The 22063-nt window shown below is 63.2% G+C and carries 18 protein-coding genes; 13 read left to right on the top strand and 5 right to left on the bottom strand.

From position 1 onward, the window contains the following. Nucleotides 1–11 precede the first annotated feature (11 nt). From rfbA to CFB34_RS19975, 9 genes are all read left to right on the top strand, one after another. Nucleotides 12–905, top strand: a complete 894-nt coding sequence (rfbA, locus tag CFB34_RS20015) for a glucose-1-phosphate thymidylyltransferase RfbA (RefSeq protein ID WP_089439374.1) — start codon at nucleotides 12–14, stop codon at nucleotides 903–905. Beyond that, entirely contained in the window at nucleotides 890–1438 is a 549-nt protein-coding gene (gene rfbC / locus CFB34_RS20010) for a dTDP-4-dehydrorhamnose 3,5-epimerase (RefSeq protein WP_089439375.1), read from the top strand. The genes rfbA and rfbC overlap by 16 nt, the downstream gene beginning before the upstream one ends. Beyond that, on the top strand, nucleotides 1435–2331 hold the full coding sequence (gene rfbD / locus CFB34_RS20005; RefSeq protein ID WP_089439376.1) for a dTDP-4-dehydrorhamnose reductase: 897 nt from the start codon (nucleotides 1435–1437) through the stop codon (nucleotides 2329–2331). Before rfbC ends, rfbD begins: the two co-directional genes overlap by 4 nt. Before the next feature lie 75 nt (nucleotides 2332–2406). Next, a complete protein-coding gene (locus CFB34_RS20000) occupies nucleotides 2407–3213 on the top strand; it encodes an ABC transporter permease (protein ID WP_089439377.1) in 807 nt (268 codons plus the stop codon). Then, the gene (locus CFB34_RS19995) at nucleotides 3203–4516 is read left to right on the top strand and encodes an ABC transporter ATP-binding protein (protein ID WP_089439378.1); all 1314 of its coding nucleotides are present in this window, start codon (nucleotides 3203–3205) and stop codon (nucleotides 4514–4516) included. Before CFB34_RS20000 ends, CFB34_RS19995 begins: the two co-directional genes overlap by 11 nt. Nucleotides 4517–4595: 79 nt before the next feature. Beyond that, complete coding sequence (locus CFB34_RS19990) at nucleotides 4596–5741, top strand: DegT/DnrJ/EryC1/StrS family aminotransferase (RefSeq protein WP_089439379.1); 1146 nt, start codon at nucleotides 4596–4598, stop codon at nucleotides 5739–5741. After that, nucleotides 5677–7038, top strand: a complete 1362-nt coding sequence (locus CFB34_RS19985; protein WP_242808685.1) for a glycosyltransferase — start codon at nucleotides 5677–5679, stop codon at nucleotides 7036–7038. Before CFB34_RS19990 ends, CFB34_RS19985 begins: the two co-directional genes overlap by 65 nt. Before the next feature lie 35 nt (nucleotides 7039–7073). Then, a complete protein-coding gene (locus CFB34_RS19980) occupies nucleotides 7074–8438 on the top strand; it encodes a glycosyltransferase family 4 protein (RefSeq protein WP_089439381.1) in 1365 nt (454 codons plus the stop codon). After that, on the top strand, nucleotides 8428–10398 hold the full coding sequence (locus CFB34_RS19975) for a glycosyltransferase family 2 protein (protein WP_089439382.1): 1971 nt from the start codon (nucleotides 8428–8430) through the stop codon (nucleotides 10396–10398). The genes CFB34_RS19980 and CFB34_RS19975 overlap by 11 nt, the downstream gene beginning before the upstream one ends. 48 nt (nucleotides 10399–10446) lie before the next feature. Here CFB34_RS19975 and CFB34_RS19970 read toward each other — a convergent pair whose 3' ends face one another. Then, a complete protein-coding gene (locus tag CFB34_RS19970) occupies nucleotides 10447–11115 on the bottom strand; it encodes an acetyltransferase (RefSeq protein WP_089439383.1) in 669 nt (222 codons plus the stop codon). Between the two features lie 116 nt (nucleotides 11116–11231). Continuing rightward, complete coding sequence (locus CFB34_RS19965) at nucleotides 11232–13607, bottom strand: glycosyltransferase (protein WP_089439384.1); 2376 nt, start codon at nucleotides 13605–13607, stop codon at nucleotides 11232–11234. Nucleotides 13608–13881: 274 nt separating this feature from the next. On the opposite strand from CFB34_RS19965, the gene CFB34_RS19960 reads away from it, so the two are divergent. From CFB34_RS19960 to CFB34_RS19945, 4 genes are read left to right on the top strand one after another with little or no spacing between them, the layout of a single operon-like run. Then, nucleotides 13882–14742, top strand: coding sequence for a glycosyltransferase family 2 protein (locus CFB34_RS19960; protein WP_242808684.1), 861 nt, complete (start codon nucleotides 13882–13884; stop codon nucleotides 14740–14742). Continuing rightward, entirely contained in the window at nucleotides 14739–15704 is a 966-nt protein-coding gene (locus tag CFB34_RS19955) for an SDR family oxidoreductase (RefSeq protein WP_089439386.1), read from the top strand. The genes CFB34_RS19960 and CFB34_RS19955 overlap by 4 nt, the downstream gene beginning before the upstream one ends. Before the next feature lie 5 nt (nucleotides 15705–15709). Next, entirely contained in the window at nucleotides 15710–16726 is a 1017-nt protein-coding gene (locus tag CFB34_RS19950) for a glycosyltransferase family 4 protein (protein WP_089439387.1), read from the top strand. Nucleotides 16727–16738: 12 nt separating this feature from the next. Continuing rightward, on the top strand, nucleotides 16739–18613 hold the full coding sequence (locus tag CFB34_RS19945) for a nucleoside-diphosphate sugar epimerase/dehydratase (RefSeq protein WP_089439388.1): 1875 nt from the start codon (nucleotides 16739–16741) through the stop codon (nucleotides 18611–18613). A gap of 101 nt (nucleotides 18614–18714) precedes the next feature. Here the strand turns inward: CFB34_RS19945 and CFB34_RS19940 are convergent, their stop codons facing one another. The 3 genes from CFB34_RS19940 to CFB34_RS19930 are packed head-to-tail and all read right to left on the bottom strand — an operon-like array spanning nucleotide 18715 to nucleotide 22023. Further along, on the bottom strand, nucleotides 18715–19821 hold the full coding sequence (locus tag CFB34_RS19940; protein ID WP_089439389.1) for a glycosyltransferase: 1107 nt from the start codon (nucleotides 19819–19821) through the stop codon (nucleotides 18715–18717). A gap of 27 nt (nucleotides 19822–19848) precedes the next feature. Further along, nucleotides 19849–20871 (bottom strand): UDP-glucose 4-epimerase GalE, encoded by a 1023-nt coding sequence (galE, locus tag CFB34_RS19935; protein WP_089439390.1) that lies wholly within the window; start codon nucleotides 20869–20871, stop codon nucleotides 19849–19851. A gap of 15 nt (nucleotides 20872–20886) precedes the next feature. After that, nucleotides 20887–22023, bottom strand: coding sequence for a glycosyltransferase family 4 protein (locus CFB34_RS19930; RefSeq protein WP_089439391.1), 1137 nt, complete (start codon nucleotides 22021–22023; stop codon nucleotides 20887–20889). Nucleotides 22024–22063 lie beyond the last annotated feature (40 nt).

Genomic DNA, 22063 nt, shown 5'->3' with positions numbered 1-22063 from the left:
GGGGCTGATCGATGGCACGTAAAGGCATTATTCTCGCGGGCGGCTCGGGCACGCGGCTGTACCCGATTACCCACTCGGTGTCGAAGCAGCTACTGCCGGTGTACGACAAGCCGATGATTTACTACCCGCTTTCGACGTTGATGCTCGCGGGCATTCGCGACGTGCTGGTCATTTCGACGCCGGCGGACACGCCGCGCTTCGAGGCGTTGCTGGGCGACGGCTCGAAGTGGGGGATGAACCTGCAGTACGCGGTTCAGCCGTCGCCCGACGGGCTCGCGCAGGCGTTCATCATCGGGCGGGACTTCATCGGCAACGATCCGAGCGCACTGGTTCTCGGCGACAACATCTTCCACGGTCACGATCTCGCGAAGCAGCTTCACGCGGCGAATGGGCGTACCGAAAGCGCGACCGTCTTTGCCTATCACGTGCAGGATCCGGAGCGCTACGGCATCGTCGAATTCGACGACCAGATGCGCGCGATGTCGATCGAGGAGAAGCCGGCCCAGCCGCGCTCCCGCTACGCCGTGACTGGCCTCTATTTCTACGACAACGACGTGTGCGACATTGCGGCCGACATCAAGCCGTCAGCGCGCGGCGAGCTCGAAATCACCGATGTCAATTCCCGTTATCTCGCGGCAGGCAAGCTGCAGGTGGAGATCATGGGGCGCGGCTACGCATGGCTTGACACGGGCACGCACGATTCGCTGATGGAGGCTGCGGCTTTCATCGCGACCCTGCAGAAGCGCCAGGGCCTCGTGGTCGCATGCCCCGAGGAGATTGCTTACCGAATGGGCTGGATCGATGCCGAGCGCCTGCTGACGCTTGCCGCTCCTCTTGCCAAGAACGCGTACGGGCAATATCTGAAGAACCTACTGACGGACAAGATTCTATGGCAATCACGGTAACTTCCACGGCACTTCCAGACGTCAAGCTGATCGAGCCCAAGGTCTTCGGCGACGCTCGCGGGTATTTCTTCGAGAGCTTCAATCAGCGGGAATTCCGTGAGCAGGTTGCGGATGTCGAGTTCGTTCAGGACAACGAGTCGCGCTCGGTCAAGTCCGTGCTGCGCGGGATGCATTATCAGGTCCGTCATGCGCAGGGCAAGCTGGTCCGCGTCGTCGAAGGCAAGGTGTTCGACGTCGCCGTCGATCTGCGTCGTTCTTCGCCGACGTTCGGCAAATGGGTCGGCAGCGTTCTGTCCGCGGAAAATCACCTGCAGATGTGGGTGCCTGCCGGATTTGCGCACGGCTTTCTGGTGATGTCCGAGGCGGCGACGTTTCAATACAAGACGACCGATTTCTGGTATCCCGAATTCGAGCGCGTGCTGCTGTGGAACGACACACACGTTGGCATCGACTGGCCGCTCGACGGCGCTCCGGTGATCGCACCGAAGGATCTCGCCGGTACCGTGCTGGCGGATCTGGAGACCTACGCATGAAGATTCTCGTGACGGGGGCGAACGGGCAGGTCGGATGGGAGCTCGTGCGTGCGCTGCAACCGCTGGGCGAGGTGGTAGCCGCGACACGTCAAGTCGTTGATCTCGGCGATGCGGCGGCCGTCGCTGCATATGTCGACGCGCTCGCGCCCGATCTCGTGGTCAATGCGGCTGCGTATACCGCGGTGGATCGCGCCGAGGACGAGCCCGACACTGCATTTGCAATCAATCGCGATGCGGCGGGCGCGCTCGCGCGCGCCGCGCGGAAGTGTGGCGCGTTGCTGATCCACTTCTCGACCGACTATGTGTTCGACGGGAGCAAGCGAACGCCGTATGCCGAGAGCGACGACGTGCGCCCGCTGAACGCTTACGGTGCGAGCAAGCTGGCCGGCGAACAGGCGATCGCCGACGCCGGCGGAGACTGGCTCGTGTTCCGCACGTCGTGGGTCTACGCGTCGCGCGGCCAGAATTTCTTGCGCACGATGCTTCGGCTGGGTGCGAGTCGCGAGACGCTGTCGGTCGTCAGCGATCAGTTCGGCGCGCCGACGAGCGCACGCATGATTGCGGACCTGACCGCGCACGCGGCGGCGAAAGCGCTCGTCGAGCGGCGGGCGGAATCGTTCGCGAGCGGCCTCTATCACATGACGGCGCAGGGCTCGACGACCTGGCACGCGTTCGCGGAAGCCATTTTTGCCGGCGCCAGAAGCCTGTCCCCACAGACAGGCCTGTCTGTCCGGGAAGTGAAGCCGATCCCCGCAGCCGAGTATCCGGCGAAGACGCCGCGTCCGACCTTCTCGGTACTCGACAACACGCGGTTCGACGAGCGTTTCGGATTGCACCGACCGCAGTGGTCGGACGGGCTTGCGCTCGTCCTCGCGGAACTGTTCGATGCCTGATGCTGCCCGATCCGGCGGCGCACATCACACTACATGCCGAGTCGTTCGTGCGGCATGGTTTAGCTAGAGATTGTCATGCGGGAAATCATTCAACCATCACTTCCTATCTGGCGGCATCGCCGCCTGATCCTCCAAATGGCGCGCCGCGAAGTGGTCGGCCGATATCGCGGCTCGGTGCTCGGCCTGCTGTGGTCGTTCTTCAACCCGTTGCTGCTGCTGACCGTCTACACGTTTGTGTTCAGCGTGATTTTCAAGGCACGCTGGAATACCGGATCTGATTCGAAGACGGAATTTGCAGTCGTGCTGTTCGTCGGGATGATCATGTTCCAGGTGTTCTCGGAAGCCGTGAACCGTGCGCCATCACTGATCATCAGTAACGCGAACTACGTGAAGAAGGTCGTGTTTCCGCTCGAGGTGCTGCCTGTCGTCGCGCTGCTCGTCGCGCTGTTCCATGCCGCGATCAGCTTCTGCGTGCTGGTGCTCGCGATGCTCGTGCTGGGTTTCCAGGTGCATCTCACGATCCTGTATTTCCCGCTGATCGTCTTGCCGTTCATCCTGTTCACCCTCGGTGTCTGCTGGTTCCTGGCGTCGCTGGGCGTGTTCATCCAGGACATCGGCCAGTCGATCGGGCTCGTGACGACGGTGCTGATGTTCTTGACGCCGGTGTTTTATCCGGTGAGCTCACTGCCGGCCAGTTACCAGCATATCGTCGGAATGAATCCGATCGCGTTCGTCATCGAGCAAAGCCGCAACGTCGTGATCTTTGGAACCGTGCCGAGCTGGACCGGTGTGTTGGTGATGATGATCGTCAGTATCGGCGTCGCGGTACTGGGCTACCAATGGTTTAATCGCACGCGGAAAGGATTCGCAGATGTCCTCTGATCTTGCAGTCAGCGTGAAGGATCTGAGCAAGGTCTTTCATATTTACGATAACCCGCGTGCACGCCTCATGCAGATGCTGTTCGGCTCCCGCAAGCAGTATTACCGGGAGTTCTGGGCGTTGCGCGATGTCTCGTTCGATATCGCGCGCGGCGAGACGGTGGGGATTGTCGGTCACAACGGCTCGGGAAAGTCCACGCTGCTCCAGGTGATCTCTGGGACGCTCGCGCCGAGCGCCGGCACAGTCGAAACGAACGGCAAGGTTGCCGCGCTGCTCGAACTCGGATCGGGATTCAATCCCGAGTTCACCGGTCGCGAAAACGTGATGCTGTACGGCCAGATTCTCGGGATGAGCGAGGAAGAGCTGGAAGAGAAGTATCCGGCCATCGTCGATTTCTCCGAGATCGGCGATTTCGTCAACCAGCCGCTGAAGACGTACTCGTCGGGCATGTACGTGCGCCTCGCATTCTCGGTCGCGATCCACGTCAATCCGGACATCCTGATCGTCGACGAGGCGCTGTCGGTCGGTGACGCGCTGTTCCAGGCGAAGTGCATGGCCGTGATGAAGAAGCTGATGGATCGGGGCACGACGCTGCTGTTCGTCAGCCACGACCCCGGTTCGGTGAAGGCGCTGTGCAACCGCGCGATCCTGCTCGATCACGGCAACATGCTTGCTGTCGGATCGACGGACCATGTGATCGAGTCGTATTACTCGTCTTATGTCCGCAAGAAGCAGCATGTGATTGCCGACGACGAGGCGCCCTCGACGCAGATCGCCGAGCTCGATGCCGATCTCAACGACGGCGCGGACGAATTCCAGAAGCAGGCGGCGTTCCAGCGGATCCGCAATGGCCGCGCAAGCTTCGTCAACGTGCAGTTGTTGAACGAACAGGGGCGCGCGACACGCCAGGTTACCTACGGTGACACCGTGACGCTGAGAATGATCGTGAGCGTCGAGGAAGATCTGCCGCTGCTGGCATTCGGCTATCACCTGCGCGACAAGAACGGTTTCGATATCGCGTACTCGGACACCGGCCTCGAGCACGCGCATTTGTACGACGTGCACGCGGGTGAAGTCCACGTGGTCGACTGGACGTTCAAGGTATCGCTGCGCGGCGGCGATTACAGCATCAGCGCGGCCACGTCAGTGCCGACCGACCTGAGCATTGGCCAGGTCGACACGTGCGATCATGTGCCGATCGCCGTGCAATTCAACGTCTCGCGCGGCACCTATCTGCCGCTTTATGGCGCCGTACATTTCGACAACAAGGTCCAGACGCGGCTGTTGTCGAAGACGGTGGCCTGACGCAGCGTTGGCCGGTAGTGGATCCGGCGCCGGGGCCGGCGCGTGCGGATCCGCACGAGGAATCAATCAGGAGCGCCCTATGAGACAAAAGCCGGATGGTTTCGCCAGTCCGATCTATGTGACGAAACCGATGTTGCCGCCGCTTGGCGAGTTCACGTCGCAGTTGGAAGACATCTGGGACAGCGCCTGGCTGACGAATGGCGGTGCGAAGCACGTTGAGCTGGAGGCGGCGCTCGCGAAGCGGCTCGGTGCACGGCACTTCTCGCTTTTCAACAACGGGACGAGCGCGTTGCTCGTCGCCTGCCAGGCGCTGCGGCTCGCCGGTGAAGTCATTACGACGCCGTTCACGTTTCCCGCGACGCCGCATGTGCTGCACTGGAACAACGTGACGCCGGTGTTTTGCGACATCGACGAGGAAACGCTGACCATTGACCCTGCCGTGGCCGAAGCGCTGATCACGCCGCGCACGACGGGTGTGCTCGGCGTGCATGTGTATGGGATGCCGTGCGACGTGAAGGCTTTTGAGCGCATTCGTGAGCAGTACGGTGTCAAAGTGCTCTACGACGGCGCGCACGCATTCGGCACGGAAATCGACGGCAAGCCGGTCGCCGAGTTCGGCGATGCGACGATGTACAGCTTCCACGCGACGAAGCTGTTTCACTCGGCCGAGGGCGGCGGGCTGGCAATGGCTGACGAGGCGATGAAGCGGCGCGTCGATCTGCTTAAGAATTTCGGAATCTTGAACGAGACCGAAGTCATCATGCCGGGTACGAATGGCAAGATGAACGAAGTACAGGCGGCACTGGGTCTCGTCAATCTTGCCCATTACGACGCGGAGCATGCCGCGCGGCAGCGCGTTGCACAGGTTTACCTGAGTCGCCTGGACGAGATTCCCGGCATCACATGCTTCCGCCTGCCACCGAACGTTGGCCACAGCATGCAGTATTTCATCGTGCGCGTGAACGCACAGGCATGCGGCGTGTCGCGCGACCGGTTGTACGACACGCTGAAGCAGTTCAACGTATTTTCGCGGCGCTATTTCTATCCGCTATGTAGCGAGCACAATTGCTATCGCGCGCTGCCGAGCGCCGATCCCGGGCGCTTGCCGGTTGCGACGCGAGTGTCGCGCGAAGTACTCGCGTTGCCGCTGTACGGCGAGCTTGGGGAAGACGGGGCGAATCGCATCGTCGACATCATTCAATACATCTGCAATGGCAAACAATAATTATTCGATCGGGGATTCGCGGCCGCGTGTCAGCGTTCTCACGACGTCTTACAACTACGGCAGATTCATCGGGGAGACGATCCGGTCGGTGCTGTCCCAGACGTACGCGTCGTGGGAGCTGATCATTGTCGACGACTGTTCGACAGACGATTCCTGGGAGGTCATCCAGCAGTTCGATGATCCGCGGATTCGCGCGGTGCGCCAGGAGCGCAACCAGGGCGCGTGCGCGGCGTACAACACGGCGCTGCGTCTCGCGTCCGGTGAATTCATCGCGAGCCTGGATTCTGACGACGTGTTCGCGCCCGAGAAGCTTGCGGCGCAGGTTGCGTTCATGGACGCCCATCCGGATGTCGATATCTGCGGCAGCTTCATGGCGGAAATCGATGCATCGAGCCAGCCGGTCGACCCCGACAAATGCTTTTATGCGCCGTGGTTCAATCAGGATCTCGACCTGAACGCGCCCGACAGCTGGGTGTGGGAGAACCACCTGTGCCATTCGACCGTGCTGATCAGGAAGTCCACGCACGACCGGATCGGCTTTTTCCGGGAGGACCTGACCTACTCGCCGGACTGGGATTTCTGGCTGCGTTCGCTTGCCGGTGGCGCCCGGTTTCATGTGATGAAGGACGCGCTCCTCCTTTACCGTGCGCACGGTGGCAACGTGACGCACCGCAATCGCGATGCGCTGATGTGGGAGTATGCGGATATCTCCGGCGGCGTCGTGCATCCGTACCTCGAGCGGATCGAGCGCTTCGACCTGCTCCGCAAGAGCATGGAGTCGTTCGTCGGGCGCTTCTTCGAGATTGACGGCGACTGGCGGCGGTTCCTGGAGCTGATTGAGATGCTGCGCGTGTACGACCGACACGAGGACACGTTCAGGATTCCGCCGCATCTGTTCTTCAATGGCGAACTGACCGCGTTCGTCACGAGACTCGCGTCCGGGTGGTCGCCGCAGGCTTTTGCCGCCGTTCGCGAGCGTTTGTCGAAGCCGGAGGGCGAGTACGATGGTTCGGCGCCGGCACCGGCGGCGAACGCGCAGGCGGCTGCAGGCGCCGCGACGTTTCAACTGCTGATTCGAGGTGAGCGCGACCGTGCGCTTGCCGAACTGGATCAGGTGCGTGCAGAGCACGAACGTGTCGCCTCGGAACTCGAGCACGCGAAAGCGGAGTTGCGTGCCGCAGCCGACCGGGAAGGGCGGCTCACTGCCAGCCTGGCTGACGCGCAGACGGAACTCGATCGTGTCAGGGGCACCATCTGGGGCAAGGTGGATAATCTGTACCGGCGCCTGAGCCGATAGCCCGTGCCCCCGCGAATGATTCAAGATATCTAACCATGCCGCGATACCAGCATCTTCTGTACTTTGCACAACGCGTCTATCATCGCCTGCCGTTGAGCCAGGAGGCGAAGTGGCGCGTCCGCAAGGCCATTTCGCCGGTCATCACGTCGTTGCGCCACGGCACGTCGATTCGTCAGGCGCTGCGGTCTGCCGTCACGCGTGAGGTGTTGCTCGACCACGCGCGTGAGTCGCGCCTGCAACACCTGATGCTCGACCTCGCGCAGCGTGGCGTGAGAAATGTCAGCCATATCATTGCCGTGCCGTTCCTTGGAACGGGAGGCGCGGAGAATGTCGCGCTCAATTTCTCGAAAGCGCTCCGCGAGCTCCATCCCGACCGTCAGATCCTGCTCGTCGTTGCCGATCGCGATCTGGTCGACGAACGCGTTGCGCGGCTCGACGGTGTGCATGTGGTCGTCCTGCGCGATTTCACGCGCGACGATTCGTACGCGCTGAAGCAGGCGCTGCTGTACGACATGCTGCTGGCGATCCGGCCTACCGTATTCCACAACATCAACAGCGAGGTTGCGTGGAACGCGATCATCGCGCAAGGGCGGCAGCTCAAGGAAATCACGCGCCTGTTCGCCAGCATTTTCGCGTTCCAGTTCGCCGAGGACGGCAAGAGCAAGATAGGCTATGCGGCCTATTTCTTGCAACCGGGGCTGCCGGCGCTGACTGCGCTGCTGTCCGACAACCAGCGCTTCGTGACCGATGCACGCGCCGAGTACAGCCTCGGGCAGCAGGGCGACAAGCTGCGCGCCGTGTACAACCCCAGCCGCATGGCGACCGCCGGGTGGAAGGCCCGGGCGCTCGCGCGCATCGCGAGCCGCGGCCAGGATCTGGCGGGGCGTCGACCGGCGTTTCTGTGGGCTGGGCGACTCGACAAGGAAAAGCGCGTCGACCTGCTGCTGGCGCTAGTGCAGGCGTGCCCGCACATCGATTTCTACGTTTACGGCCAGGCCGTAGTGAATGTCAGCGAGCAGCTTCCCGATCTCGCGAACCTGCATCTGATGGGGCCGTTCACGTCCCCGGAAGAGCTGATGCGTGATCGTGCGTACACCGGCTTCATCTTCACGTCGAAATGGGAAGGCATGCCGAACATCCTGCTTGAAATCGGGACGTTGGGCGTACCGATCATCGCGCCGTCGGTCGGCGGCGTGGGCGAGCTGATATCGGATTCGACCGGATATCTGCTGTCGGAGAAGCCGGATGTCGCCGATTATCGCGCGGCGATGGAGTCAGTCATTTCGAATTCGCAGGAAGTCGAAGCGCGCGCACGCGCGCTCGTCGAGCTGATCGACGGGCGACATACGTGGCAGCGGTTCGTCGAGCACGTCAAGGAGTTGGAAGGTTATGGGATCTGACCGGAAGGAATCGGGCACGGACGACTCGCGTGATTTGTCGTTGCCGCTCGTATCGGTGGTAATCCCCTGTTTCAATCAGGCGCAGTATCTGAATGAGTCTATCTCGTCGGTGCTCGACGCATACCGCGGGCCGTTGGAGATCATCGTCGTCGACGACGGCAGCACGGCATCCCGGACCGATATTCACTTGCGCGCGGCGGAAGCGCTGTCGCCCGCAGTACGGGTGATTTCGCAGCAGAACGCGGGGCTTTCGGGCGCGCGCAACACGGGTATTGCCGCTGCGAACGGCGAATTCGTGCAATTGCTGGACGCGGACGACCTCATCGTTCCGCCGAAGCTCGACTTGCAGGTTGCGCATTTCCAGGTGGCGAATGCGCTCGACGTATCGGTGTCCAACTTCCTGTTGTGTGACGATTCCCGCTCGGTCTTTTCGAAGCATGACGAGGCAATCGCACATTCGGCGCTCGTGCTGTCCGATTTTCTGTACAAATGGGAGCGAGGCTTCGCGATCCCGATTCATTGTGCACTGTTCCGCCGCGCCGTGTTGCTGGATGCGCCGTTCGATACATCCGCGCGCGCCAAGGAAGACTGGCTGTTCTGGTGCGGCCTGAGTGCGCGCGGCGCACGTATGGCCTATATCAACGCACACAACGCGATCTACCGGCAGCACGCGCAAAGCATGCGCCGATCCTATGTGAAGATGGGCAAGAGCTGGCTGCACGCGGCTGCCAAGATCGATGCGATGGTGTCCGCGCGCGAGCCGGCGTTTTTCGAGTCTGCGGTCGACTGGTTCGAGAATTTCTATCGGAAGCACCCTGCGTACGCAGAGGAAATCGCGCAGTTGCGCGGCCACCCGCGTGCAGCCGGATCGGGCGCTGCCGCGTCGCCGGTCGTTCCAGTCGATCTGCACGCGCAGAAGCTCGCGCGCCTGCAGGCGGCTATTGCGAAGATGCCCGTGTCGGAGACGCCGCTCATCAGTGTCGTGATCCCCGCATACAACCATTTCGACTATATCGATGGTTGCCTGCTGTCCGTTATCGAGCAGCAGGACGTCGCATTCGAGATCATCTGCGTCGACGATTGTTCTCCCGATGCGCGTACGACGGCGCTGCTGCGTGCGCTGCAGGGAACTCACCCGAACGTGCGGATTGTACTCAACAGCGAGAACAAGGGTATTTCGCGTACGCAGAACGAGGCGGTCGCGCAGGCGGCCGGAGAATACATTGCGTTCGTCGATTGTGACGATGCTTTGGCGCCGGGCGCGCTGTCCCGTGTCGTGCAGGTCGTGACGCAGGGGCAGCCGTGCGATTACCTGTTCACGGACCGATTCGACATCGACGAAAGTGGCAACGAAATCCGGCGGGCCGACTACGGCGGGTATCCGGCTATTGCGTTCAGGAACGACGAGGGCATCAAGGAAGATCTGCTCGACGGCATGGTCGCGTCGCATCTGAAGGTCATTCGACGCGATGCATATCTGCAGTCAGGTGGTTCGATCGACGCGTATTCCGGGATCCAGGATTGGGAACTGGCGCTGAAGATCGCGGAATTCGGCAGTTTCCATTACCTGCATGAGCCGCTCTATCGGCATCGGATCCATACGCGATCCGTCACGTCGTCGGATAGCGTCGGCCAGTTCAGGAAGACCAATATCGTGCGCCGGCAGTTTGCCACCAGATGGCTCTGTGGCGGGCGCGATCGAACCGGGCCGGCCGTGCAGTTTTCGAGCGACGCGAAATCGATGCCGTCGATAGCTCAACTGAAGGAAGCGTGGCGGCAGGGGCGGCGATGCGAGATGTTCGTCGCGGCGGACGCGCCGCCCCCCGTGCTCAATTTCCTGCGGGAATTCAATTCGTACTTCGACCGCATCACGTGGACGAGTGCCGAAACCTACGCAGGCTTGCTCGGATATGTGCAGCCCGGTGTAATGGTCGCTCACGGACAGGAGCGGCCTGACTGACCGGAGCGGTACGCCGCGGCGCATGCCGCGGCGTGCGCCTCGTCCGGCTCAGGCCGGACGTTTCACCATCGGTGCGGCTGGGTTGCCGACGACGGTCACGCCCGGTGGTACGTCCTTGGTCACGACGGCCCCCATACCGATCACCGCGCCCTTGCCGATCGTCAAAGGTTTGTCAGGCGTGCCCTGCTTCAGCACCGCGCCTGTGCCAATATACGCATCGTCTTCGATCACGATCCGGCCGTTGCAGGCGACGCGCGGAGCGAAAGTCACAAAATCACCGATCACGCAGTCGTGGGCGACGTAGCTGTAGATGTTGCACTGGAAATGGCGGCCGATCCTGATATCCGATGTGCACATCGAGAAATCGCAGAACACCGCGCCCTCGCCGATCTCGACGTTGTCGAGCGACACATGCGAACCGGAAGTCAGCGAGCCGAACGCGAGGCCTTCGCTTTCGCAGCGCTGGACCAGCGTGCGGCGGGCCGCGGACGAACCGAGCGACACGACGACCGCGCGGTCGCGATGCGACGGCGTGATGAGGGCATCGAAGGAAATGACTTCGACGCCGTTCTGGACGGTGCCGATTTCCGACGGCGTGTCGGAGACGAAGACGATTCCGGATGCCGAACCAGCACCGGTCCGGGCTTGATGTTGTCGTGCCAGCGGCAGGATCTCGCGCCCGAACCCGCCGCACCCGTAAATAGCGATTCGCTCCATCATTCACTCCGGTCTGAATGGGGGGCAGTCTAACGGTAGCGATACCTGGCGGGCAACCTCATTATCCGGGGTGGCGCATCCGGTTTGCTCGGTATGGCGGCGGGACGGACTGGGGATCACTTTCCTGTAAACGGCCGCATGATCGCCCGCAGCAGCGGGCCGAGTACCGGAATCCGGTGCAGGCGCAGATACGCGCGATAGATGATGAAAATCCGCGCGCGCTGAAACGCGACCCACTGGTTCGCGTACTGCCGCAGTTCGACCGACTCGTTCCTGAGGATATCGGCCTCGCGCGCATGAACGAGCAGCTTTGCGCGCGCGTCTGCGAGTTCCCGTCTCAGTCGACGCAGTTCTTCCTGGTTTTCCGCGGACGAAGCGGCTTGATTGGCGGGCACCTGGGCAGGCTGACGGGATTCTTGGTGGGAGGCGTTCATACCGAATATCCGCTGAATGTTCGCGACGTACTGTGCGTCGCCGTGCTTGTCGTGAACGTAGTCGGAAGCGCGCTTCGACAGCGCTCCGAGCAGATCGGGTTGTGCGTACAAGCGCTCGATGGCCACTCGATACGCGTCGACGGCTTCGTCGATGTCGTTGGATGCCTCGATGAGCATGCCGGTCTGACCGTCGAGCACGGCTTCGCCGATGCCGCCGATGTTCGGTGCGATGACCGGGAGTCCCGAGCCCATGGCTTCGAGAATCACGTTCGGCAATCCGTCGAACCACGACGTATAGACGAGGGCGTCGTACTCGTGCAGCGGAAGATCCGCGAATGCTGAAAACGGCCCTTTGTAATTTGCACCGGACAGGTCGATTTCGAATCCTGGCGTGATGCCGCCATACAGGTCGAGCGTGATGCCGGTGTCGCTCTGCGCGAAGTACTTGGACAGCGCGACGGCCAGTTGCGGCCGCTTCTGGCCGTCCAGCCGCGACGCCCACAGCAGGCGTCGTCGCGGCGTCGCATGAATCGTCGGCTCCTTGATGCCGTGCAGCAGCGCGGGAAGATTGATCCAGCGGGACGCGCTGGCACCGAAGATGAACTTGTCGTCGATGACCGTCTGTTCGTTGTCGGTGACGATCCGTGTGATGTGCTGGATGTTGTTCGTCAGAAACTCGACCGCGCCGCCCGAAATGATCGAGACGTCGTCTTCGTAGACGCGCGTGTCGCAGAAACGGTAGTACGTGACATCGCGTCCGCTGAATTGCGCGAAATGGCGGCTCAGCATGCGATGAGAAAACACGCACGCGCGAATGTGCAGCCGGGCGTCGGGCGCCGCCGCGCGAATCAGGCGTGCGGTGATGCGATCGCGTTGACGATCGTCGAGATCCTTGCCGAGCACCGCGACGTCGATGAAGATCGCTGCGTCGGGAAGGCGCGACAGCCACGCATGCTTTTCCATCGGCTCGCCGGACAGCACGAGGATCCGTTTCGACGCGCCGCATGCCAGCAGGCCGTTCATCACGTCGAGAACGTAGCGCTCCGCGCCGCCGGCGGGCAGAAACGGAATCAGGAACACGTCCGTGATCGGTCTGGCGTCGCGAATGGCTTCGCACATTTCGTAGTAGACCGCGGAGGGCTCGGGCGTCGACCAAATAGCGCTCGTCTGGCTGCCGTGCCGCAGCGACAGCGTATCGACGGCAGGATCGATCCGGTTGGCGGCTTCAGTCATATCCGACAGCATCCGGCTGCCGAGGAACTTCTGCTTGACGTCGTACCACGGCGGCAACGCACGTTCGCCGGCGCGATACGCACGATAGTCGTCGGCAAACACACGAAGGTAGACGTCCGGGTCGAACAGGTCGGTGTCCGGCGTCTCGAGTTCGACGCTCTGATTGCGCGCGGCAGCCATGATGCTCTGCTGCCGCTGACGGTAGTACAGAACCGTATCGGGGATGTAGTGCGCCTTCATCCCGAGCGCGATCGCACATGAATTGAAGTGCCAGTCTTCGAATGCGTGGCCGCGTTGCGTGTCGCAGTGAACGTACTTGAGACGATCGAATGTCGAGCGATGGAAGAATACGCGCGACACGTACGGATGGATGTCAGCAAGCAGGAACGGCATCAGGTCCGCTTCGCCATACTCGGTAATGAAGTACATCGAACCGAATGCGATCAGGTACTGCGGGAACAGTAGTGCGTCATTGCCGTACCGCTTGGCAGCTGCCAGTGCTTCGACGAAGAAATTGAACGACACGAGATCGTCGGCGTCGGCCGTGGCGAAATATTCGCCTTGTGCAATTGCGCAACCGGAGTTTCGGCTCAAGCCCAGCGACCGGTTCGATACCTCGATCGTCTGGACTCCATCGAAACCGGAGAAGTCCGCCGACGCGATGACGGAACGGGTTGCTTCGTTCGGGTTATCGAGGACGACGACAATTTCCAGGGTGATACCGCGGGCTCTTGCGAAGTCTGCCGCTTCAGTCAGGGACCGCAACGTCCGGTTGATGATGCCGCCCTCATTGTGGGCGTTGAGAATCACCGAAATATCAAACATAGGGTGCAACTGGCCGGATGCGTATCGAGGTCACGCATTATATACAGAAGCATTTGGCGTTTCGGCGCCCGCCGGGGCGGCGGGCAGCGCACGCGATGGCTGCCCGCACCGTGCGGACGAGCCCCTACCTTGTACCCCTTTTTTCATTCATGGCCCCGTGGTGCGCGCCGCCACGTCATAATTGCTACAAATGGCAATCTCGGTTGCACGCGCTGGCCTGCCTGCGCACACTAGTAACGCGCCTTACGCGCCAAATGTAAACAATAGTCAGCTCGTGACTTCTCATCCGCAAGCATCCACTCGCTCACCGCACCTCGTCGACGCAATATTGTCGATTTCCATCGTGACGTACCATCCGGACGAGGCACTTCTCGCTCGTACGTTCTCCAGCCTCCGTGCGGCGTGCGCGCGTCTCCGGGCCGTGCGCGGCGGCGGTGTCGTCAGCGTTACCCTTGTCGACAACGGCGGCTTGCCGGATTTCGCAGCCGATCTTGCCGCACTCGAGCAGGCTGGCATCTCCTGCAGCGTGCTGTCCGGTCACGGCAACGTCGGCTACGGACGCGGCCACAACCTTGCGATCGAAGCAGCGCGCAGCCGCTATCACCTGATCCTGAATCCCGATATCGACCTCGAGCCGGATGCACTCGTGCACGCACTCGACTTTCTCGACGCACATCCTGAAGCAGGTTTGCTGTCGCCTCGAATCGGTGACGAATCGGGCCGGATCCAGTATCTGTGCCGCCGCTATCCGGCGCTGGTGGATCTTCTGGTCAGGGGATTCCTGCCCACGGCGTTGCGGCCGCCGTTCGAGCGCCGGCTGGCAAGTTACGAGATGCGCGACCGTATCAACGAAACCGACGTCGTATGGGATCCGCCTATCGTCAGCGGCTGTTTCATGCTGTTCCGCACCGACGTGCTCGCGCGTCTGCGGGGCTTCGATCCACGCTATTTTCTCTACTTCGAGGACTACGACCTCAGCTTGCGGACTGGCGAGTGCGCACGCACGGTCTACCTGCCGCTGGCGCGCGTGATTCATCACGGCGGCGGCGCATCCCGCAAGGGTGCCGCGCACATCCGCATGTTCGCGGCGTCGGCGATCAAGTTCTATAACCGCTTCGGCTGGAGGCTGTGGTGACCCGCATCGTCGTGACAGGCGCAAACGGCTTCGTCGGCCGCGCGGTCTGCCGACTGGCGCTCGCGGCAGGACATACGGTCACGGCGCTGGTACGCCGTCCCGGCGGATGCGTCGACGGCGTTCGCGAGTGGGTGCATGACGCGCCGGATTTCGCCGGGCTCGCACACGGGTGGCCGGATGATCTGGAGGCCGATTGCGTGATCCACCTGGCCGCGCGTGTCCACGTGATGCACGACGAATCGCCCGATCCGGATGCCGCGTTCGAGGCGACCAACGTCGCAGGGACGCTGCGCGTTGCCGAAGCGGCGCATGCGCACGGCGCACGCCGCTTCGTGTTTGCCAGCAGCATCAAAGCGATTGCCGAGGGCGATCGCGGCGTGCCGCTCGCGGAGGACGTCGTAGCCGCACCGCAGGATCCATACGGGCGTTCGAAACTGCACGCGGAGCAGGCACTCGCGCAATTCGGGCGGCAGGCGGGCATCGATGTAGTCACCCTCCGTCCGCCGCTCGTCTACGGCCCCGGCGTGCGGGCCAACTTCCTGCGAATGATGGACGCCGTCGCGCGAGGATTGCCGCTCCCGCTCGGCGCGATCGAGGCGCGCCGCAGCCTCGTCTATATCGACAATCTCGCTGACGCGCTGCTGCGGTGCGCAACCGATCCAAGGGCAGCGGGCGAGTGCTTTCATGTCGCAGACGACGACGCGCCGTCGGTGGCCGGGTTGCTGAGGCTGGTCGGCGACGCGCTCGGCAGGCCGGCACGGCTGTTCCCGGTACCGGCCGCGATGCTGAGCACGCTCGGCAGGCTGACCGGCCGCAGCGCCGCCGTCGACCGCCTGACGGGCAGCCTGCAGCTCGACACCGGCCGCATGAAGCGCATGCTCGACTGGAGACCGCCGTATACGACGAGACAGGGCCTCGAGGCGACCGCCGCGTGGTATCGTTCGCGCGACAAACAGAAATAGACAATATGCATCCCGCGATTACCACGTGGCTCACGGTGGCCGGCGTCGCAATAGCCGCTGCCTTCGCCTCGACTCTTATCCTGCGGACGCTGCTCGCGACGGGGCTAGCCTGGCGCCTCGCGACCGATATTCCGAACGACCGTTCGCTGCATACACTGCCGACGCCGCGTGTCGGCGGCTGGGGCGTCGTGCCGGTCTCCGTGATCGCAATGCTGTGGCTCGCGCCGTCGATGTGGCTGGTGGCCGTGGCCGCCGCGGGCCTCGCAGCGCTGTCGCAGCTCGACGATCGGCGCGGGCTGCCCGCGCGGGTCCGGTTCACGGCACACCTTGCCGCGGTCGTCGCGCTGATCGCCGTCTATCCGGCCGCCGCGCCGTGGTGGCTACTCGTCGCCATCGGTTTCGGAATGGCTTGGCTGACCAATCTGTACAACTTCATGGATGGTGCGGACGGCCTTGCCGGCGGCATGGCGCTATTCGGATTCAGCGCGTATGCGGCCGCCGCCCTGGCGGGCGTGCAGCCGGAGCCGGATCTCGTGGCGGGCGGCGCGGCCATCGCAGGTGCCGCGTTCGGCTTCCTGCTGCTGAATTTCCATCCAGCGAAGCTGTTTCTCGGTGACGCGGGCTCGATTCCGCTCGGGTTCATGGCGGGCGCGCTCGGCTACTGGGGCTGGCGAGGCGGGGTTTGGCCGATTTGGTTTCCAGCGATGGTGTTCTCGCCCTTTATTGCGGATGCATCTGTAACACTTGTGAGACGTTTGTTACGCGGCGAAAAGTTCTGGCAGGCGCACCGGGAGCATTATTATCAGCGCATGGTGCGCTCCGGCTCCGGCCATCGGCGCACTGCCATCTACTGGTACCTCGTGATGCTCGCGGGCATAATTGTAGCCCTGTGGGCGTTGGGCCGTCCCACACTGCAGCAGTGGGGGCTGTTTGTCGCCTGGTATGGCGTTCTTGCGTGCATCGGTTGCGTGATCGACGCCCGCTGGCGCCGTGTCGGCATGGCCACCGAAAACAAATCTTGAGGTCTCCCGCCGATGTTGCGATCCAAAGCATCTTGGCTGTCATTGAGTGCTTTCCTGTTCGACCTGCTGGCGGTGCTTGCAGCGTGGTTGTTCGCCTATCTCGTCCGCTTCAACGGTAGTGTCCCGACCGATTTCCTGAGCGGCGCGCTGATGGCGCTGACGTGGGTGCTGCCCGTGTACGCGCTGATGTTCCACGTGTTCGGCCTCTATCGCGGGCTGTGGGTGTTCGCGAGCCTGCCAGACCTGATGCGTATCGCGAAGGCAGTTGGCGGCGGTGGCGTGATCGTGATGATCGGCGCCGTGATGTTCCAGCCGGTGCCGATCATTCCACGCTCGGTGCTGCTCGTGTCGCCCCTGATGCTGTTCCTGGCGATGGGCGGCGCGCGCGCGCTCTATCGCGCGACGAAGGAGTATTACCTGTACGGCGGGCTCGTAGGCAAGGGCAAGCCGGTGCTGGTGCTCGGCGCCGGCACGGCAGGCGCGAGCCTCGCGCGCGAACTGTCCCGCTCAGGCGAATGGCGCCTCGTCGGCCTGCTCGACGACGACGTCAAGAAGCAGGGCCGCGAAATCTACGGCTACAAGGTGCTGGGCTCCTTCAATGATCTCAAGCACTGGACCGACGCACTGAAGGTCGAATACGCGATCATCGCGATTCCGTCAGCGTCGGTCGAGACGCAGCGCCGCGTCGCGACGCTGTGCGTGCGGGCCGGTGTGAAGGCGATGGTGCTGCCGTCGCTGACCGCGCTGATGCCGGGGCAGGGCTTTCTGTCGCAGGTCCGGAACATCGATCTCGAGGATCTGCTCGGCCGCGATGCCGTGACGATCGACACGCCGCACGTCGAGGCGCTGCTGCGCGGCCGCGTCGTGATGGTGACGGGCGCGGGCGGGTCGATCGGCTCCGAGCTGTGCCGGCAGATCCTGCGCTTCGCGCCGGCGCAACTCGTCGCATTCGACCTGTCCGAGTACGCGATGTACCGGCTAACCGAGGAACTGCGCGAGCGCTTCCCCGACCTGCCGGTCCTGCCGATCATCGGCGACGCGAAGGATTCGCTGTTGCTCGACCAGGTGATGTCGCGTCATGCGCCGCACATCGTGTTTCACGCAGCCGCCTACAAGCACGTGCCGCTGATGGAGGAGCACAACGCGTGGCAGGCGCTGCGCAACAATGTGCTCGGCACCTATCGCGTGGCCCGCGCGGCGATTCGCCACGATGTGCGTCACTTCGTGCTGATCTCGACCGACAAGGCCGTCAATCCGACCAACGTGATGGGCGCGAGCAAGCGCCTCGCCGAAATGGCCTGCCAGGCGTTGCAGCAGACGAGCGGGCGCACGCAGTTCGAGACGGTGCGTTTCGGTAACGTGCTCGGCAGCGCGGGCAGTGTGATCCCGAAGTTCCAGCAGCAGATCGCGAAGGGCGGCCCGGTCACGGTCACGCACCCGGAGATCACGCGTTTCTTCATGACGATCCCGGAAGCGTCGCAACTCGTTCTGCAGGCATCGAGCATGGGGCATGGCGGCGAGATTTTCATTCTCGACATGGGCGAGCCGGTGAAGATCGTCGATCTCGCATGCGACCTGATCCGCCTGTACGGTTTCTCGGAAGAGCAGATCCGTATCGAGTTCACCGGGCTGCGGCCCGGTGAGAAGCTCTACGAGGAGTTGCTGGCGGACGACGAGGCGACGACGCGCACGCCGCATCCGAAGCTGCGGATCGCGCGGGCGCGGGAAGTGCCGGACAATTTCCTCGACGAACTGCTGCCGTGGCTGATGCAGCATCGTGTCCTGCCCGACGACGAAGTGCGGCGCGACTTGCGCCGCTGGGTGCCCGAGTATCAAACAGCTGCCGTTCCGGCGCTGAAGAGCGTACGGGTCGCGTCGAACCGCTGAACACCGAGGGCCGTGTGGTCGCGCCACGCAGCGGCCAGCCGACCGGTCAAAAAGAAAAGCGCCCCGCGGGGCGCTTTTTTTCATGCCGGGCCGAGACCAGCTCAGCGACTGGGCCGGTGTTTGCGCACCACCATCCACCGCGGCGCCTTGAACCGCACGATGCTGAGGTACAGCCACACGTAAGTCAGCGCAAACAGCACGACGAACACGAACAGGTGCACCGTATGCCGCCAGAACAGCGTCGCGGGTATCACCGCGACGAGGCACAGCAGCCACAGGTACGGCGACGTCAGCGAATTGCGGCGCGTCAGGTCGTGCGCGTGCTTCGTGCCGACTGCCCAGCGCATCAGCCGCTTGTACACGAGCATGTGCAGGTGCACGCCGTCCGGAATGCCGGGTGACATCCCGCGGATGAACTTCTTCCGGTAGATCGAGAAGCAGGTCTCGAAGATCGGGTACATGAACAGCAGCACCGGATACCACGCGGATACCTCGCGATTGCGCATCACGAGCATGATCGCGAGTTCGGCGAGCATGAAGCCGATGAAATACGCGCCGCCGTCGCCGAGGAAGATCAGCCCGGCCGGGAAATTCCACAGGAAGAAGCCGAGCACGGCGCCCATCATGATGATCGAAGCGGACATCACGACCGGGTCGTTTACGTGGAACGCGACATACGCGAGCGACGCGAACATCATGAAGCTGACCATCGACGCGAGCCCGTTGAAGCCGTCGATGATGTTGATCGCATTCGCGAGTGCCGCGACCGCCAGCACCGTGATGAACGCTGAAATGATCACGTAGCCGAGCAGGAAGTCGAGCGGCGGCACGCTGATGCGCTTGACTGCGATCCCGAGCAGCCAGAACGCGAGCGCGGCCGCGCCCATCGTGCACAGCAGCCGCGCGCGCGGCGACACGCGCTTGGTCAGGTCCTCGACGAGGCCGGACAGGAAGGCCGGCAACCCGCAGGCGGTGATGCCCAGGATGCTGCCGGCGATCGTCGGATAGCGTCGGGACAGGATCAGCGCCGCAACGACGACGCCTGCGAGGATCCCGATGCCCCCGACCCGCGGCACGGGCCGCACGTGGAATTTCTGCACGCCGGCCAGGTCGCTGTCGATCGAGAATTTCTCGTGAAGGTGCGCATAGCGCACGATGAACAGCGTGACGAGCAAGGAGATGATGAAGCCGGACGCGAAGCTGAGCATGGGATCGCTCGAAAAATGGACAGCGGATTATACAAAACCGCGCGGGTTCCCCTCCTGCCATCGCCAGTGATCGGCACACATTTCTTCGATGCCGAGCGCGGCACGCCAGCCGATGATGTCGGCCGCGGCCTGTGGGTTCGCGTAGCACTCGCCGATGTCGCCCGGCCGGCGTGCGACGACTTCGTACGGCACCGGGCGGCCCGACGCCTTCTCGAACGCACGCACGACTTCCAGCACGCTGTAGCCCTGGCCGGTGCCGAGGTTGACGACGAAGCTCGCGTCGCGCTTCGCGAGCGCGTCGAGCGCGGCGATGTGCCCCTTCGCGAGATCGACGACGTGGATGTAGTCGCGCACGCCGGTGCCGTCCGGCGTCGGGTAGTCGGAGCCGAACACGCGCAGCTTTTCCAGCTTGCCGACCGCGACCTGCGCGACATACGGCATCAGGTTGTTCGGGATGCCGGCCGGATCCTCACCGATCAGCCCGCTCGCGTGCGCGCCGACCGGGTTGAAGTAGCGCAGCGTGGCGATGCGCCACGACGGGTCGGAAACTTCGAGATCGCGCAGGATTTGCTCGGCGATCAGCTTCGACTGGCCGTACGGGTTCGTCGCGGACAGCGGGAACGATTCGTCGATCGGCGAGCGCTCTGGCACGCCGTATACGGTCGCGGACGAGCTGAACACGAACTGCCTGACGTTGCGCTCGCGCATCACCTTGAGCACGGCAAGCAGGCCGCCGATGTTGTTCTGGTAGTACTCGAGCGGCTTCGCGACCGATTCGCCGACGGCCTTGAGCGCCGCGAAATGGATCGTGCCGGTGATCGGGTGTGCATCGAATACCTTGGCGAGCGCGGCTTCGTCGCACACGTCGACCTGATGGAACGCGGGTGTCTTGCCCGTGATCCGTTCGACGCGGCGCACGGATTCGGCCTTGCTGTTGACGAGGTTGTCGACGATCACGACGTCGTAGCCGTTGTCGAGCAGCTCGACGGTCGTGTGCGAGCCGATATAGCCCGCTCCGCCCGTGACGAGGATGGTGCCTTTAGCGGTCATTGCTGATGCGCTCCTTCAGAGGGTGATACCGGTTAACGAATGGATAGTACGCCGGTAGCGTTCGACGACCTGCTGTTCGTCGAATTCCGCCGTGACCTTTTGCCGGCCGCGCGCGCCCATTGCGTCGCGTCCGGCCGTTCCGAGTTCGATCATGCGGAGCAACTGCTCCGCGAGGCTCGCGCTGTCGCGCACGCGGCACAGGAAGCCGGTTTCACCGTCGGCGACGACGTCGCGGCAGCCCGGCACGTCGGTCGCGACGATCGGGCGGCCCATCGCCGACGCTTCCATCAGCGTGCGCGGCACGCCTTCGCGGTACGACGGCAGCACGACGCAGTCGGCCGCCGCGATATGCGGGCGCACGTCGTGCGCCTCGCCAAGATACTCGACGACGCCTTCGCCGACCCACGCATCGACATCCGCGCGGCCGATCGCGCTTGGATTGTCGACGCCGAGCGGCCCGAGCAGCTGGAAGCGTGCATTCGGGAAGCGCGCGTGCACGGTGCGCGCGGCCTCCACGTATTCGCGCACGCCCTTGTCCCACAACAGCCGGCCGATCAGGATGAAGACGGGCGCGTCGCCGGCGGGCAGCGGCACGGGTGCGAACTGTTCGAGATCGACGCCTTCGCCGTGCAGCAGCCGCGCGCGATCGGGATGCGCGAGCAACTGCTCGTCGGTGAAGGTCGCGAGATCGTCACGGTTCAGGAACCACACTTCACGCGGGAAGCGGAACGCGAACCGGTACAGGCGCTTCGCGACGGTTGCTGCGCGGCTCTTCTGGATGAAGACGTAGCCGAGCCCGGTCGTCACCGCGATCGACGGCACGCGCGCGAGCCACGCGGCGACCGAGCCGTAGATGTTCGGCTTGATCGTGTAATGGAACACGAGATCGGGTTTCAGCGCACGGTAGTGACGCACCAGCGCGGCGAGCGTGCCGAGATCCTCGCGTGGGCTCGTGCCTTTCGAGGCAACCGCGAGCGCCACGTAGCGGCAGCCCATCTGCTCGAGCAAGGGCACCGTGCGGTCGTGCGGCGCAATGACGATGACCTCGGCACCGCGCGCGACGAGCGCACGGATCAGCCCGTGGCGATACGTGTAGATCGCCCAGGCCGTGTTGCAGACGAGCGCGATGCGCAGCGGGGAGGTGGCGGACATGAAAAAAAGAATAAATAAAGCGTCGAAATTGCCGAAAGGG

Source organism: Burkholderia sp. HI4860, assembly GCF_002223045.2.
Taxonomy (GTDB): domain Bacteria; phylum Pseudomonadota; class Gammaproteobacteria; order Burkholderiales; family Burkholderiaceae; genus Burkholderia.
The sequence above is the reverse complement of the archived record's forward strand: the minus strand, read 5'-3'. Positions and strand labels throughout refer to the sequence as shown.